Annotated in this window: 13 protein-coding genes; all 13 read left to right on the top strand. The window is 48.8% G+C overall.

Annotated features, from left to right (window positions below; all coding sequences use genetic code 11):
• Nucleotides 1–8: 8 nt before the first annotated feature.
• Nucleotides 9–1,037: a heat-inducible transcriptional repressor HrcA gene (hrcA, locus tag DWZ61_RS09340; protein WP_117465977.1), complete on the top strand. Its 1,029-nt coding sequence runs from the start codon at nucleotides 9–11 to the stop codon at nucleotides 1,035–1,037.
• A 25-nt stretch (nucleotides 1,038–1,062) separates the two neighbouring features.
• Complete coding sequence (gene grpE, locus DWZ61_RS09335) at nucleotides 1,063–1,656, top strand: nucleotide exchange factor GrpE (protein WP_118503160.1); 594 nt, start codon at nucleotides 1,063–1,065, stop codon at nucleotides 1,654–1,656.
• A gap of 73 nt (nucleotides 1,657–1,729) precedes the next feature.
• Complete coding sequence (gene dnaK / locus DWZ61_RS09330; protein WP_118538183.1) at nucleotides 1,730–3,610, top strand: molecular chaperone DnaK; 1,881 nt, start codon at nucleotides 1,730–1,732, stop codon at nucleotides 3,608–3,610.
• Between the two features lie 140 nt (nucleotides 3,611–3,750).
• On the top strand, nucleotides 3,751–4,932 hold the full coding sequence (gene dnaJ / locus DWZ61_RS09325) for a molecular chaperone DnaJ (protein WP_118538181.1): 1,182 nt from the start codon (nucleotides 3,751–3,753) through the stop codon (nucleotides 4,930–4,932).
• Between the two features lie 342 nt (nucleotides 4,933–5,274).
• A complete protein-coding gene (locus DWZ61_RS09320; protein ID WP_118538179.1) occupies nucleotides 5,275–6,861 on the top strand; it encodes an O-antigen ligase family protein in 1,587 nt (528 codons plus the stop codon).
• Nucleotides 6,858–9,068 carry a YhgE/Pip domain-containing protein gene (locus DWZ61_RS09315; protein ID WP_117568972.1) on the top strand — a complete coding sequence of 737 codons (2,211 nt, stop codon included), beginning with the start codon at nucleotides 6,858–6,860 and terminating at the stop codon, nucleotides 9,066–9,068. The genes DWZ61_RS09320 and DWZ61_RS09315 overlap by 4 nt, the downstream gene beginning before the upstream one ends.
• An 82-nt stretch (nucleotides 9,069–9,150) precedes the next feature.
• Nucleotides 9,151–9,606 carry a hypothetical protein gene (locus DWZ61_RS09310; RefSeq protein ID WP_147354707.1) on the top strand — a complete coding sequence of 152 codons (456 nt, stop codon included), beginning with the start codon at nucleotides 9,151–9,153 and terminating at the stop codon, nucleotides 9,604–9,606.
• A gap of 1 nt (nucleotide 9,607) precedes the next feature.
• Entirely contained in the window at nucleotides 9,608–11,737 is a 2,130-nt protein-coding gene (locus DWZ61_RS09305) for a YhgE/Pip domain-containing protein (protein ID WP_118538175.1), read from the top strand.
• Nucleotides 11,737–13,188, top strand: coding sequence for a hypothetical protein (locus DWZ61_RS09300; protein WP_118538173.1), 1,452 nt, complete (start codon nucleotides 11,737–11,739; stop codon nucleotides 13,186–13,188). The genes DWZ61_RS09305 and DWZ61_RS09300 overlap by 1 nt, the downstream gene beginning before the upstream one ends.
• Nucleotides 13,181–13,819 carry a hypothetical protein gene (locus DWZ61_RS09295; RefSeq protein ID WP_118538171.1) on the top strand — a complete coding sequence of 213 codons (639 nt, stop codon included), beginning with the start codon at nucleotides 13,181–13,183 and terminating at the stop codon, nucleotides 13,817–13,819. The genes DWZ61_RS09300 and DWZ61_RS09295 overlap by 8 nt, the downstream gene beginning before the upstream one ends.
• Nucleotides 13,806–14,792, top strand: coding sequence for a 50S ribosomal protein L11 methyltransferase (gene prmA / locus DWZ61_RS09290; protein WP_118538169.1), 987 nt, complete (start codon nucleotides 13,806–13,808; stop codon nucleotides 14,790–14,792). Before DWZ61_RS09295 ends, prmA begins: the two co-directional genes overlap by 14 nt.
• A gap of 21 nt (nucleotides 14,793–14,813) precedes the next feature.
• The gene (locus DWZ61_RS09285) at nucleotides 14,814–15,560 is read left to right on the top strand and encodes a 16S rRNA (uracil(1498)-N(3))-methyltransferase (RefSeq protein WP_118538167.1); all 747 of its coding nucleotides are present in this window, start codon (nucleotides 14,814–14,816) and stop codon (nucleotides 15,558–15,560) included.
• Between the two features lie 155 nt (nucleotides 15,561–15,715).
• A complete protein-coding gene (locus DWZ61_RS09280) occupies nucleotides 15,716–16,885 on the top strand; it encodes a cysteine desulfurase family protein (RefSeq protein ID WP_118538165.1) in 1,170 nt (389 codons plus the stop codon).
• Nucleotides 16,886–16,912: the final 27 nt, after the last annotated feature.

The raw sequence follows: 16,912 nt of genomic DNA, 5'->3' as shown, positions 1-16,912 counted from the left end.
GTGATGGAATGCAATTGGATGACAGAAAAACGATTATATTGCAAGCCATTATCCGGAACTACTTGGAAACGGGAGAGCCGGTAGGCAGCAGGACCATTTCAAAATACACAGATCTGAATTTAAGCTCGGCGACCATTCGTAATGAGATGGCGGATCTGGAAGAGATGGGTTATATCATACAGCCGCACACTTCCGCAGGAAGAATTCCTTCCGATAAGGGATATCGCTTCTATGTGGATACCATGATGGCCACCAGAGAGCAGGAAGTCAATGAGATGAAGGATATGCTCTTAGAGAGGCAGGATAAGCTGGAGAACCTGTTAAAACAGGTGGTGAAGACCCTGGCTCAGAACACACAATACGCCACCATGATCAGTGCTCCGCAGGTACATCGCAACAAGGTAAAGTTCATCCAGCTGTCCCGGGTGGATGCCGGACAGATTCTGGCGGTCATCGTTGCCGAAGGTAATGTGATCAAGAACAATATCCTGGCGGTGAATCAGGAACTGGATGATGAGACACTGCTGAAGCTGAACATTCTGTTGAATACCCACCTCAATGGATTGTCCATGGAGGAGATCAATCTGGGAATGATCGCAGCAATGAAGCAGCAGGCCGGAATCCACAGTGAGATCGTCAGTGAGGTGATCGATGCTGTGGCGGATGCCATCAAGGCAGACGAGGACCTGGAGATTTACACCAGCGGTGCCAACAATATTTTCCGGTATCCGGAACTGGCAGATCAGTCCAAGGCAAGTGAACTGATCAATGCTTTCGAGGAGAAGCAGCAGCTGGGCGGTCTGATCCAGGAGTCCCTGGCAGACGAGGGCAGCACAGGTATCCAGGTGTACATCGGAGACGAGACACCGGTGCAGGGCATGAAGGACTGCAGTGTCGTGACCGCTACTTATGAATTAGGCGAAGGCATGAAGGGAACCATAGGAATCATAGGTCCCAAGAGAATGGATTATGACAAGGTCATAGGAACGCTGCGGACGGTGCAGAACCAGTTGGATGACCTTTACCGCAAAGAATAGACAGATTCCAGAAAGGAAAGTAAGAATGGCAGATCAGGAAAAAGAAATATTAGAGGAAGAAATGGAACAGGATCTTTCAGATGCCGAAGAACTGAAGGAAGAAGAGACAGAAGATGAGGAACCCGTGAGCAAGGAAGACAAAAAGGCAGCAAAGAAGCAGGCAAAGCTGAACAAAAAGGAAGATTCCTACAAGGAGAAGATCGATCAGCTGGAAGACAGAGTAAAGCGTCAGATGGCAGAGTTCGAGAACTTCCGCAAGAGAACCGATAAAGAGAAACAGGCAATGTTCGATACCGGTGCCAAGAGTGTGATCGAGAAGATCCTTCCGGTAGTAGATAATTTTGAAAGAGGCCTGGCAACGGTTCCCGAGGAATCCAAAGAGGATCCTTTCGTAGACGGTATGAACCGTATCTACAAACAGCTGATGACAGAACTTGAGAACATCGGTGTGAAACCCATCGAGGCAGTCGGACAGGAATTCGACCCGAATCTTCACAACGCAGTGATGCAGGTGGAGAGCGATGAGTATGAATCCGGTGTGATAGCCCAGGAACTTCAGAAGGGTTACACATATCATGACATGGTCGTAAGACACAGCATGGTAGGCGTTGTTCAATAATTTGATTATCACATATTTTTGAGAATAGAAACTATAAAATGAAAACAGAGAATAAAAACAGGAGGAAAATATTATGAGTAAGATTATTGGTATTGACTTAGGTACAACCAACAGCTGTGTAGCTGTTATGGAAGGTGGTAAACCCACCGTTATCGCTAATACAGAAGGTGCAAGAACCACACCCTCTGTTGTAGCATTTACCAAGACCGGTGAGAGACTGGTCGGTGAGCCTGCAAAGCGTCAGGCAGTTACCAACGCAGAGAAGACCATTTCTTCCATTAAGAGAGATATGGGTACCGATCGCGGCCGTACCATTGACGGCAAAAAATACTCTCCTCAGCAGATCTCCGCAATGATCCTGCAGAAGCTGAAAGCAGATGCCGAGAGCTATCTGGGTGAGAAGGTTACCGAGGCAGTTATCACAGTTCCCGCATACTTCAATGATGCCCAGCGTCAGGCTACCAAGGATGCAGGTAAGATCGCAGGCCTGGATGTAAAGCGTATCATCAACGAGCCTACCGCAGCAGCACTTGCTTATGGTCTGGACAATGAAAAAGAACAGAAGATCATGGTATACGACCTTGGTGGCGGTACCTTTGATGTATCTATCATCGAGATCGGTGACGGTGTCATCGAAGTACTGGCTACCAACGGTGATACACACCTTGGCGGTGATGATTTCGATAACAAGATCATTCAGTGGATGCTGGATGAATTCAAGAAGGCAGAAGGCGTAGATCTGTCCGGTGATAAGATGGCTATGCAGAGACTGAAGGAAGCAGCTGAGAAGGCTAAGAAAGAGCTGTCCAGCGCAATGACCACCAATATCAACCTTCCTTTCATTACCGCAACTGCAGAGGGACCTAAGCACTTTGATATGAATTTAACCCGTGCTAAGTTCGATGAACTGACCAGAGATCTGGTTGATAAGACTGCTATCCCCGTACAGAACGCTATGAAGGATGCTGGCCTGAACTATTCTGATCTGGGTCAGGTACTGCTGGTAGGTGGTTCTACACGTATTCCTGCGGTACAGGATAAGGTAAGAGCCCTGACCGGTAAAGAGCCCAGCAAATCTCTGAACCCTGATGAGTGCGTAGCAATCGGTGCTTCTATCCAGGGTGGTAAGCTTGCAGGTGATGCTGGTGCCGGTGATATTCTGTTACTGGATGTAACGCCCCTGTCCCTGTCCATCGAGACCATGGGTGGTGTCGCTACCAGACTGATCGAGAGAAATACTACCATTCCTACCAAAAAGAGCCAGATCTTCTCTACCGCTGCTGATAACCAGACCGCTGTAGATATCAACGTAGTACAGGGTGAGCGTCAGTTTGCCAAGGATAACAAGTCCCTCGGACAGTTCCGTCTGGACGGTATTGCTCCCGCTCCCAGAGGAATCCCTCAGATCGAGGTTACCTTCGATATCGATGCCAACGGTATCGTAAATGTATCCGCTAAGGATCTGGGTACCGGAAAGGAGCAGCACATCACCATTACCGCAGGCTCTAACATGTCCGATTCCGATATCGAGAAGGCTGTCAAGGAAGCAGCTGAATTCGAAGCACAGGATAAGAAGCGTAAGGAAGCTATCGAGGCAAGAAACGAAGCAGATTCCTTCGTATTCCAGACGGAGAAGGCTCTGAATGAAGTAGGTGACAAGGTTCCCGAGAGTGACAAGACCCAGGTACAGGCTGATCTGGAAGCTGTGAAGGCTATTCTGGAGAGAACCAAAGACCAGGAGATGAGCGACAGCGATGTAGATGAGCTGAAGGCTGCAAAAGAGAAACTGACCCAGAGTGCTCAGTCTGTATTCACCAAGATGTATGAGCAGGCTGCTCAGGCACAGCAGGGTGCACAGGGTGCAGCAGGCCCTGATATGAATGCACAGGCCGGTAGCAATGCTGGATCTAACGCAGACGATGATGTGATCGACGGAGATTTCAGAGAAGTATAATTAAACTTCACAAATAACGCAAATCGTGGTATAACAGTAAATGCTGTGTAACAGTGATTGCGAATAACAGGTGGCACAGGGTATGCGGAAGCGTGCCCTGTGCATAACCGTTTTTAGATTTAAATGACAGAGGTGCAAAAATGGCAGAGCAGAAGAGAGACTATTACGAGGTCCTCGGTGTAGATAAGAATGCAGATGATGCTGCAATTAAAAAAGCATACCGTGTACTGGCGAAAAAATACCATCCCGACATGAACCCCGGAGACAAGGAGGCAGAACAGAAGTTTAAAGAAGCTTCCGAGGCTTATGCCGTGCTGAGTGATCCCGAGAAGAGACGCCAGTATGATCAGTATGGTCATGCGGCATTTGACGGTGGTGCAGGCGGCGCCGGTGGTTTCGATTTCAATGGAGCTGATTTTGGAGACATTTTCGGAGATATTTTCGGAGATATCTTTGGCGGCGGCAGAAGCAGAGGTGCCAGAAATAACGGCCCCATGAAAGGTGCCAACATCCGTACCAGTGTTCATATCACTTTTGAAGAGGCAGTTTTCGGCTGCAAGAAAGAGATCGATCTTACGGTAAAGGAAACCTGTAAGACCTGTAACGGCTCCGGTGCGAAGCCCGGAACCAGCCCTGAGACCTGTACCAAGTGTGGTGGTAAGGGTCAGGTGGTATTTACCCAGCAGTCTTTCTTCGGTACTGTGCGTAATGTACAGACCTGTCCCGACTGTCAGGGTACCGGTAAGGTGATCAAGGACAAATGCCCGGATTGCCGTGGTACCGGATATATTCCTATGAAGAAGCGTTATGCGGTGGATATTCCCGCAGGTATCGACAACGGACAGTCTACCCGTATGCCGGGACTGGGTGAGCCAGGTGTCAACGGTGGCCCCAGAGGCGATGTGCTGGTAGAAGTGATCGTAGGTCGTCATCCTATCTTCCAGAGACAGGATTTCGATATTTTCTCTACCGTACCTATTTCTTTTGCAGTAGCGGCATTGGGCGGCGAAGTGCTGATCGATACGGTAGACGGCAAGGTGGTATATGATGTAAAGGCCGGAACCCAGACCGACACCAAGATCCGTCTGCGCGGCAAGGGTGTTCCTTCCTGGAGAAATAAGGATGTCCGCGGTGACCACTATGTAACACTGGTGGTACAGACACCCGATAAATTAAAACCGGAGGCAAAGGAACTGCTGAAGCAGTTCGATGCACTGACCGGAGATTCCCTGAATGCAGTGAAGAAAGCAACGGAAAGCGGAGAGGGAGAGACCAGGGAGAATGACTCCAGGGACGGCAAGAAGAAAAAGTTTTGGAAGTAAAAGTTAATAAATAAAATTCCCCGTAGCCTCGGCTGGGGTAAGAAACGCGGCACGCTCGCGCTCTATCGCAGAGCGTAGCGGCACATAAGTGAGGAAAGTACCCTCGCATAGCGTCCCTTGGGACGCTATGGTACCGACGTCTGCTTACAGCACTGCTTATTCTTACACCCAGCCGGGGCTACTGGTTTGTTGGGAAAAAGTGAAAGGTATCTTTGAAGGCCAATGATATAGAATACAGTTTGGTTTTTTTGTCAAAAGGCAGGGTGAACGGTTTGACAGAATGGGCAGAAACGCTTACAATTCAAGTAGTTATGCTGTCTGTGACACGAAGGAGCCTGCAGGATGGAGAACCGGAAAGAGGAATTTCTGAAAATTGTATGTCAGAGTTATCTGATCGTTATTCTGGCAGTGCTGCCTCTTTATTATATTCCCTGGAATGGATATTATAAACTGGGTGATACCAAATATTACCTGTATCGCAATGTTTCACTGCTTTGCCAGGGGATCGCATTGCTGGCAATGTGTGTCTTTGCTGTAAGCAGCCGGTGGACAGGGGAACATCGGATTTTTGCCAGATCTCTGGCTGAAGTAGTGAAAAAATCGGTCGATAAATGCAGAACACATGCGGTAACGACGGCGGTCTGCCTGTACGGAATCTGTGCGTTACTCTCTGCAATCTGCAGCCCCTATGGCAGTATCGCGTGGAACGGAGAGCGGGAATGGTACATGGGAGCTGTCACGATCTGTTTGATGATCGGAGGTTTTTTACTGACGGCGAAGTACGGAGGTAGTTGTAAAACGGCGATATGGTTAGGAGAGGCGGCTTTTGTGGCGGTCACCCTGATCGGTCTGTTGCAGAAGCTGGGCTATGATCCTCTGGGACTTCTCAAGGGTTACGTTGTGGGGGACTGGGAATTTACCCATATGTTGACCACGCTGGGGAACAGCAACTGGCTCAGCGGGTATTACAGTGTGATGTTTCCCTTTTCCATGACGCTGTTTCACCGGGCAGTGGAAGCAGGGAAAAAAGGTCCCACACTGCTGGCAGGAACGTGCAATATGTTGGCCATGATGCTTCTGCTTTTACAGGGAAGTGACAGCGGTGTGATCGTGGCATGCACAGTCATGGGGTTGTGCTTTTGGCTCGACCGGAAGCAAACCGGACATTGGGAAGTATATTTCCTTTTTCTTGCAGCGGTGGCGCTGGGAATGTGCCGTTGGGGTAAATGGATGTTATATCTGGGAACGTTTGACATTCTCCTGCAGGATGGCATCGCCAAAAAACTGGCAGCCTGGCAGGGATGGATTCCGGTTGCAGCAGGGTGTCTGCTGCTTTGGGGAGCCTGTCGCAGGATTCCGGAGAATAAGAAAAAAATATTGCAAGAGGGAGTATTGTGTTGTGCACTGGCAGGAATAGCGGTAGTGCTGGCATGGTATCTGCATCGGTTGTTGGTAATCGATTTTGCGGAATGGGGCAATCGCCGGGGAAGATTGTGGCAGATGGCATGGATGGGTTTCCGGAAAGGAAATCTGCATCAGAAGCTGTTGGGAGCAGGCCCGGATTGTTTTGCATCGTATCTGGGAGAACTGTTGCCGGGAGGCACGGTGCTTTTTGATAAAGGATATTTTGAAGGTTCTGTTTTTACCAATGCACATAATGAGTGGCTCACCACACTGGTCAATATGGGACTGCTGGGTGTGGCTGCCTATGCAGCTGTTTTTATCACGGCGCTGCAGACATACAGGAAGAATTTTCTCGCAGTATTGTTACTGCTTACCTACGGGATACATTCCCTGATCAGCTTTCAGCAGGTGCTGAATGCGCCGCTTTTCTTCCTGATACTGGGATTGTGTGAAGCGGCGGCCCGGGGAGAAAAGACCAAAACCAATCAAATGGATACGGATGAGGAGTTGCTAGAAGCTATATGAAAAATATTTGGAAGATTTTTACCGGAGATCTGAAAAAACTGGTGAAGCAGCCTTTTGCGCTGGTTATTATTATCGGGTTGTGCGTGATACCGTCGCTGTATGCGTGGTTTAATATATTTGCCAACTGGGATCCCTATGCCAATACCGGAGGAATTCCTGTGGCGGTAGTATCCCTGGATCAGGACTATACGCTGAAAGACGGATCGGTGGTAAATATGGGAGAATCCGTACTGGAAAGCCTGCATTCCAACACCAGTGTAAAATGGATCTTTCTGGATACCGAGGAAGAAGCAAAAGAGGGCGTGGAAGCCGGAAAATATTATGCAGCCATCGTCATTACCGATAAATTTACTTATAGTATGTACAATGTATTTTCGGATGATTTTGAGAATCCGGCGCTGATCTATTATCAGAATCAGAAGAGCAATGCCATTGCCACCAAAATCACGGATACGGTGGCAGGAACTCTGCAGAATACCATAAATGAGACCTTTATCAAGGTGGCAGCTACCACGGTATTTGAAGAGGGCAATACGGTGTCGGATCAGGTACAGGGGGACAGTTATGTAGAGGAATTCTGTTCCAAACTGGAGGAACTGAATGACAATCTGAAGGAATACAGTGCCATGATCGACTCCTTTCAGGCAGGCAATGCGCGGCTGGAGTCTGCCATCACCCATGTCAACTATGAGATTCCCGCAATGCAGAAGAAACTGGACAGCACCACAGCCAGTCTGAACCAGAGCAGTCAGGATCTGTCTTCTACCAGAGACACCCTGGGCAATTTCAGCAACAACATCGATACTTCCATGAGCAATATCAATAACTCTCTGGAAAGTATCAAAAAGGCTCTGGATGAAAGCAAACTGGCGGAGGATACCGCCCAGATGACGAGAGATCTGAACCGGGTGGCAAGAGATACCAATACGCTGAACGGACAAGTAAATACACTGCTGGCGGCACTGATCCAACAAAAGCTGGAAAGCGTCTCTGACGGTAATGCTGCGAACGGCGGCACCGGCAGCAATATCAACGCAGCGGCAACTGATGCGGCTATGGAAGCATTGAAAGCCATGCAGAAGGAACTGGATCTGATGAATACCGTAGTGGGCAGCGTTCTGGAATCCACGGACGACAAGGCTGCGGAGAATGCAAAGGTCAATGTCAACAATGCCATGAATAATTTAAGGAGCGCCATTGACAGCTGCGAGACTTCTGTAAGTAATATGCAGGGAATCTATAAGAATAATCTGGTGCCCCAGATGCAGAAGGTTCTGACAAATATGTCAGATTCTCTGAATCAGGTGACCAATCTGGTAAATACCCTGAGCAATACGGTGAAAAATGTCGGAGTTGTCATGGAAGGTGTCGGTGACACTGTGTCCGGAACCAGTGAGAGTCTGGGACAGATCAAAGATGTGGTAGATAATATCAGCGCCAAACTTACAGATCTGACAGAGAAGCTGGACGGTGCATCCGAAGAGGAAATGATGGATATTCTGGTGCGTTTCCTTGGAGGAGATCCGGATAGTCTGGGGGCATATTTTGCATCTCCCGTAACCATGGAGACCATAGCCATGTATCCGGTGGCTACGTATGGTTCTGCCATGACACCGTTCTATTCCACACTGGCGATCTGGGTAGGTTCTACGATCCTGGTGGCACTGGTGAAAGTAAAAGCCTCTCCGAAAGGGCTTGAAAATGTACAGAGCTATCAATTGTATTTCGGCAGATATTTGCTGTTCTTCTTATTGGCACAGATTCAGGCAGCCATCATTGTGGCCGGAGATCTGTGGCTGTTAAAAGTAAACATTGTGGAACCGGGGCTGTTTTTCCTGGCGGCAAGCTTTACGGCTACGGCATTTTCCCTGTTGATCTATTCTCTGACACTGGCATTCGGAGATGTGGGCAAGGCCGTCTGCGTTATTGTTATGGTATTGCAGATCGCTGGTTCCAGCGGTACCTTCCCGATCGAACTGCTACCGGACACCTACCAGAAGATTTATATTTTCTTTCCCTTCCCCTATGCCATCCGGGCCATGCGTGAGGCACTGGCGGGTATGTACGGTACTGCCTATATGGAAGCACTGGCAAAATTGAGCCTGTTTATGATCGAGGGACTGTTGATCGGCCTGGTGATCCGGATCCCGTTCGTAAAACTGAACCATTTTGTGGAAGAGCGTATGGAAGACACTGAGTTAATGTGACACCTGTTCAGAACCATGAAAGCGAAAACTCCGCAGGAGTGGGTTTGTGAATGAAGTTCCGAACAGGCAGAAAGGTAAAATCATGGAGAGAAATTACGAAGAAATTTTTCAGAAGGTTATGGATTACGAGCAGGCCCTTCATGAGAAGAATAGAAAAAGAATAAAGATCGGTCTGAAATGTATCTGGATCGTCCCCTTGTTTTTTCTGGCACTGTTGTTCCTGACTGGCAGCAACAAAGTGATCTTCCTGATCCTGTGGATCGTGTCGCTGTTTGCCCTGTCAATCTATCTGATCGTTGTGGAATATATGGATTATAATCTGCAGGAGAAGATCATGGAGCTCAAAGGAGAAGAAGGCGATCTCAAAGCGGTGACTCCGACAGACTTTGACCGGGCGGCGCAGATCATCCGGGAGACCCGGAAACTGATTGGTGAAGGCCTGAATTCCCCGGCCGAGACCGGGACCGAAGAGGACCCGGAAGATGAAACCGAAGAGGAAAACGAAGACGAGACCGAAGACTGGGAGGATGGTGAATAGTATGCATAATATCTGGAAAATATTTACCACCGACATCCGTCGGATCAGTAATAATGTGGTGGCGGTCGTTATTATCATGGGACTCAGCATCCTCCCGGCACTGTATGCCTGGTTCAACATTTTCTCCAACTGGGATCCTTACGAGCCCGCAGCTACCAGTCAGCTGAAAGTAGCCGTGGCTTCCGATGATGCCGGGGCGGAGATCATGGGGCTGTCTCTGAACGTGGGAGACAGTGTGCTGGAGGCTCTGGGAGCCAATACCACTATCGGCTGGGTGTTCCCGGAGACCACGGAGGAAGCACTGGAAGGTGTGAAGAACAGTGATTACTATGCGGCATTGATTATTCCGGAGACTTTTACTCAGGAAATGCTGGGATTTATCGACGGTGAAGTGGATCATCCCACCATTTACTACTATGAAAATGAGAAAAAGAATGGTATTGCCCCCAAAATCACGGGCAAAGCGAAAAATGCTGTGCAGGAACAGGTAAATGCCACCTTTATCAGTACTGTGGCAGAAGCGGTGATGAAAGCGGGAAATGCCCTTTCGGTGGTGAATGCCGGCGGGCAGACCAGTGTGGAAGAATCTCTGGACACCATGCAGGCACAGTTGCAGGATTATGTGGTTATGTTACAGTCCTTCCAGAGTATTATGACCTCCGCGGAGATGATCATGGAGACCAGCCAGAATATGCTCCTGGATATGGATAATATGCTGGAGAATGGACGAAATACCATGATCGGTATGCAGACCATGATCAATTCCAGCGTCGATGCGGTTGACGTTATGGGAGATATGGTGAGCAGCAGTATGGATATGGTCACGGAAGCGTTGCAGTATCTGTCGGTCTTTTCTGATGGATTGCTGGAGCAGATGGGCAGCAACAATGTGGGAAGCACCACGGACACCGGATTGGGCACGGCCATCGGACTGGTACAGGGCATGCAGGCCAATATGGATGTGCTGGGAAGCCTGATCACCGGACAGGATGCTCAGATTCAGGAGATCAACCAGTCTCTGAAAACGATCGAAGCGGATCTGAAACAGCTGCAAGACAGCAAGGGAGATGTGGATCATGATATCAATACTCTGCGGGCACAGATCCGGGAACAGATCCAGATCTGCAACAAACAGCTGAATAATCTGATGAGTGATTACAATAACAATGTCAGACCTTCTTTCCGGGCTACCGGCAAATCCATGCAGCAGGCTTTCCTGAATGCAGCAGCGATGATGAACGGTACGGATGTGAATATGGATGAAATTTCCGATATTCTGAAAGAGTATCAGCAGACTTTGCAGGAAGGTAATGTCAGCCTGCAGGATTCCCTGGTGATCGCACAGGAACTGCTGGACAAGGTCAGCAAAATAGCAGATAATATAAAACGGATCACCGGTGCGGAGACCTATGAGGATATTTTAAGCGCTATGGCTGCCGATCCGACGGCGGTGGCAGACTTCGTATCTTCTCCGGTCAGACTGGAGACGGTACCTGTTTATCCGGTGGATCATTACGGCTCTGCAGCATCGCCGTTCTATACGATCCTGGCAATCTGGGTGGGAGCGCTGTTCCTGGTGGCTATTATTCACGTGGGTGTGAAACCCATTGAACCGGGGGATCATTATAAGGCGCATGAGAGATATTTTGGCAGATATCTGCTGTTTTTCCTGATTGGACAGGCACAGACACTGCTTATTGTTCTTGGGAACCTTTATTATATTGAGATACAGTGTCAGCACAGATTTTTATACTGGCTGGCGGCAGCCGTGGCCAGTGCGGCATTCAGCTGCTTTATGTATTCTGTGACTTTCGCTTTTGGAAACGTGGGTGAGGCACTGGCTATTGTAGTCATGGTCATCCAGGTGGCGGGAAGCGGCGGAACGTTCCCTATCGAGGTTCTTCCGCAGGTATTCCAGTGGATCTATCCTTTCCTGCCGTTCCAGTTTGGCATGAAAGCGTTTAAAGAATGTATTGCAGGAATGTACGGCGTGGATTATTGGATCAATGTAGGAAAAATGACACTGTTCCTGATCGTAGTATTGCTGCTTGGTCTGGTGTTGGAGCCGCCGTTCCGCAAGCTGAATCATATGATAGAGAAGAGTAAAGAGAAGACAGGATTAATGATTTGATGCAGATGAAAAAAATGACTTCGGAAAAGAAACATAAAATTACAACCATTGGCTTATGGCTGATCCTCATTCTGTGCACGGCGGTATTGTTCTCCCTGTGTCTCAGTGAGGGGATCGACTATGATGAAGCATACAGTTATCGCACCGCCCATGACAATACGATGATGGGAATCATTCGCGTGGTACTGGCGGCCCATGATACGGATGTGCCGGTATGGTATATGGGATTGCGGCTGTGGTCGTTTCTGGCAGGAGACGGCATTATTGCCTACAAAATGTTTGCATTGCTGGGAACGGTATTGTCCATGCTGCTGGGGCCTGTCGTGATCCGCAGGCAGTGGGGAGCGAAGACAGCAGCCCTTTATATGATCATGGTAAGCCTGACACCTGCAATGATGAAGATCAGTGTGAACAACAGAATGTATTCCTGGACGGTGTTTGGAGTTACCGTCTGCGGACTGACCGCTTATTTCCTGCGGGAGCGTCTGAACAGTAAGGCCCTGTGGACGATATTGTTTCTGACGACCTTCTGCGGTATTTTCAGTCATTACTTTACCGCGTTCAGTTACCTGTTTATCTACCTGTATCTGGTGGCGGTGATTTGGCAGCAGGACAGAAAACAGATCTGGAAGCCGTTTGTCTGTGGTGGTTCCGTTGTATTGCTTTTTGTGGCATGGCTGATAAAATCCGATTTCTTTCATCTGCTGGTTTCTGATGGAAACCCGACGAACCAGTCCAAATTCGGTATTTACGAATTTTTTGATTTCATTTTCGGAACCAGAGTGAAGTATGCGACCAAAATGGGAGAACTTCTTTTTGTACTGACACTGGTCTGTGCGATCCTCTTCTGGAAGCGGCTGGGGAGAAGAAACGGTGTTTTTGCGGTTCTGTGTACCTGTATTTTCCCAATAAGCTATTTGATGGCGGCGCTGCTGGCATTACACGCGTCCCACTTTTTTACCTACCGCCATGTTATGCATAGCATGGGATTGTTCTGGCTGGGAATGACGATCATTTTATCCAGGATCAATTTACAGGAATGGATCGCCTGTCTGTCCTTCACTGTGTGGATGGGAGTGTCGGCCTACGGAATCTCTTATCATGAAGAATATGGTACAATCTCATATCTGGAAGAGACGAAGGCATTTATAGCGGAGAATATGGAGCCGGGAGATGTGGTCGTCTACGATACGGATTCCCGCTTCGGACAGCTATTCGGATGCTATATGCCGGACCAGATCTTTTATACCATGGAAGAGGTACCGGATCTGGAAGAACTGGTGGGGAAAAGAGTCTGGTATTTCCAGTGTTTCGGACATCTGCTGGAGGAATCGGATAAATATACCGTAACCTATGAAAATATGGGACATTATGGATTCCAGTATATGGATGGGAATACGGATTTTGATATTTTAAAGGTGAACATAACGGAGGAAACGGGAAATGATTAAATGGGTGGAAAGAGGAGTCCTGCTGGCAGCGATACTTTCCATGCTGTTTGTATGGCCGTATGGAGGAATCCGTGAAGATAAAAAGGACAGTTCCTTAAGTGAGGATTATGGATATACAGAGCCCCTGCAGGTGGGAGAATATGCTTCGCAGTATTTTGTTGCGGAGACAGATTTTCTGAAAACACTGGAAATTGCGGTGAACTATAATCAGGAGGAAGAACGGAACGGACTTCTGGGTCTGGAGATATGGAAAGAGGATCAGAAGATATATGAAGGTGTAATTCCTTATGATGCCATGGAAGCGACGACATTTTTCCCTGCCGTCATCGAGACCCGGCTGAAAAGGGGCGCTGTATATGAATACCGGATCGTGAATCAAAGTATTTCCGAGAATCTGCCGCAGGTAGTATATACTACTACGGAAAAGGCGCATGTACCGGAAAATCAGCAACTGGTGGTACATGAAGCAACTGTGGACGGACAGGCATTGAACCGATACACCTGGAGAGAGAAGCTGGATGCGGTCAGCGTATTGGAAATCGACAGTTTTATTGCAATAGTGGCTGCAATGATATATGCTGTGTTGGAACAATGGAAAAGAAAGGAAAAAAAGAACAATGAAGTGGGTTAAATTCAGAATAAAGACGGTAACGGAAGCAGAAGATATTATTATCAGCACCCTGTACGATCTCGGACTGGAAGGGGCACAGATCGAAGACAAGGTGCCCCTGACCGCCATGGAGAAGGAGCAGATGTTTGTAGATATCCTGCCGGACGGACCGGAGGATGACGGCATTGCCTATTTAAGTTTTTTTGTAGAGGAAAAAGAGGACGGCAGTCTGGAAGTGGCCGGGGAGAAGACCACGACCGAAGCTGTACTTGCGGATGTAAAGCGGGAACTGGAAGACTTACGCCAGTTTATGGATATCGGCGAGGCTTCTGTTGTGGTAGATGAGACGGAGGACATTGACTGGATCAACAACTGGAAACAGTATTTCCACCAGTTCTATATCGATGATATCCTGGTGATCCCTTCCTGGGAAAATATCAAACCGGAAGATACTGACAAGATGGTGCTTCATATCGATCCCGGTACGGCATTTGGCACCGGTATGCATGAGACCACACAGCTGTGTATCCGTCAGCTGCGTAAGTTCATCACTCCTGATACAGAGCTTTTGGATGTCGGCACCGGCAGCGGTATTCTGGCAATTTTATCCCTCATGTTCGGGGCAAAACATGCCGTGGGAACCGATCTGGATATCTGTGCTGTGGAAGCTGTGGCCCAGAACTGCGAAGTGAATGGAATCGATCCGGCACAGTTTGACATGATGATCGGCAATATCATTACAGACAAAGAAGTGCAGGACAAGGTAGGCTATGAGTGTTATGATATCGTGGTGGCCAATATTCTGGCAGATGTACTGGTACCGTTGACTCCTGTCATCGTACATCAGCTGAAGAAGGGCGGTATCTACATCACCTCTGGCATCATTGATGACAAGGAGCAGACCGTGGTGGAGGCTGTGAAGGCCGCTGGATTGGAAGTACTGGAAGTGACCTACCAGGGAGAATGGGTCAGCGTTACCGCAAGAAAGAATTAAGCGCTTAAAATAGGAGTTTCTATGTATCAGTTTTTTGTAGAACCGGAACAGATCGACGTGGCAGCGAAGAGCGTTATCATCCGGGGAACCGATGTGAATCATATCAAAAATGTACTGCGGATGCGCCCCGGCGAAGAAGTGGCTGTCAGCAATGGAATCGACGGGAAGGAATATCGCTGTGGGATCCTTGCACTGGAAGAGGACTGTGTCCGTCTGGAGCTTCGTTTTATCAAGGAAGACGGAGTAGAGCTTCCGGCGAAGATCTATCTGTTCCAGGGACTGCCCAAGGCGGACAAGATGGAGCTCATCATCCAGAAGGCTGTGGAACTGGGAGCCTTTCAGATCATTCCGGTGGCTATGAAACGCTGCGTGGTGAAATTGGATGAGAAAAAAGCGGACAGCAAAATAAAGCGCTGGCAGGGAATTGCGGAAGCAGCCGCCAAGCAGAGCAAACGAGGCGTGATCCCGACGGTGGCACCGGTTATGAGTTATGTGCAGGCGGTGAAAACGGCTTCTGAAATGGATCTGAAACTGGTACCTTACGAGCTGGCGGAAGGAATGCCACAGACGAAACAGCTCATCGAAAGCGCAAGACCCGGACAGCAGATCGCTATTTTCATCGGCCCGGAGGGCGGATTTGATCCGGAGGAGATAAGACTTGCCACGGAGGCGGGAATTCAACCGATCACTTTGGGGAAACGGATCCTGCGGACGGAGACGGCCGGATTTACGACTATCGCATGGCTGATGTATCAGTTGGAAAATTAGACAGCGGACGGCACGGATCGCCTGCCTGCGGCATATTTTAATCATAAGAAGAATATAGTAATTATTCAGAGCAAAAGGAAAGCCCGGAAGAGTCGATTTGGCGAATAGGGCGCTGAATAGTTACTGAAGAGATAGATAGCAAGGAGAAGAAGAGAATGGAAGTCTATATGGACAATTCCGCTACCACAAGGACATTCCCGGAAGTGGCAGAGTTGATGACGAAGATCATGTGTGAAGATTACGGTAATCCCTCCAGCCTGCATATGAAGGGAGTGGAGGCAGAGAAATACCTCCGCTATGCCAAGGAGACTCTGGCAAGGATTCTGAAGGTGGAGGAGAGAGAGCTTTTATTTACTTCCGGGGGAACGGAATCCGATAATATGGCACTGATCGGCTGCGCCCTGGCGAATTGCCGCAGAGGCAATCATCTGATCACGACGCAGATCGAACATCCCGCTATCCTGCAGACCATGCGTTATCTGGAGACCCAGGGGTATCGTGTCACTTATCTGCCGGTGGATCCCTGCGGACGTATCCGGCTGGAAGACTTACGCAGAGCCATGACACCGGAGACCATTCTGGTATCTATCATGCACACGAATAACGAGATCGGAGCCCTGCAGCCCATTGAGGAAGCCGGAGCTCTGATCAAACAGATGAACCCGGATACGCTGTTCCATGTGGATGCGGTACAGGGATTCGGAAAATCCCGGATCTATCCCAAGAAGATGCACATTGATCTGCTGTCCGTCAGTGGACACAAGATCCACGGACCGAAGGGCGTCGGACTGCTGTATGTAGGGGAACGGGTGAAGATCCAGCCCATCGTATTCGGTGGCGGACAGCAGCAGAACCTCCGCTCCGGTACCGAGAATGTGCCCGGTATTGCGGGACTTGCAAAAGCAGCGGAAATGCTCTATAGTCATTTTGATGAGGATCATGCCAGACTCTGCGCCTGCAAGAGACGATTCATTGAAGGTGTGGAAAGACTGGATCAGGTGAAGGTCAACGGACTTTTGCCGGATGCACCGTACGGTGAGGGAACGGCGGCACACATTGTCAGCGTATCTTTTGCCGGCGTCAGAAGTGAAGTGCTCCTGCATGCACTGGAGGACAAGGGAATCTATGTTTCTGCAGGAAGCGCCTGCTCTGCACACAAGCCGCAGCCTTCTGCTACACTGAAAGCCATCGGCATCGATAAATCCCTGCTGGATTCCACCATACGTTTCAGTTTTTCCGTATTTACCACGGAAGAAGAGATTGACGTATGTCTCCAGGCATTGTACAATATAGTACCTATGTTACGCAGATACAGTCGCAGATAAGCGATTTGAGAAACACTCAGAAAGGAA

Origin of the sequence: Clostridium sp. AF34-10BH (genome assembly GCF_003478095.1) — a bacterium.
Classification (GTDB): domain Bacteria; phylum Bacillota; class Clostridia; order Lachnospirales; family Lachnospiraceae; genus Acetatifactor; species Acetatifactor acetigignens.
This window is presented reverse-complemented; position numbering and strand designations above follow the sequence as displayed.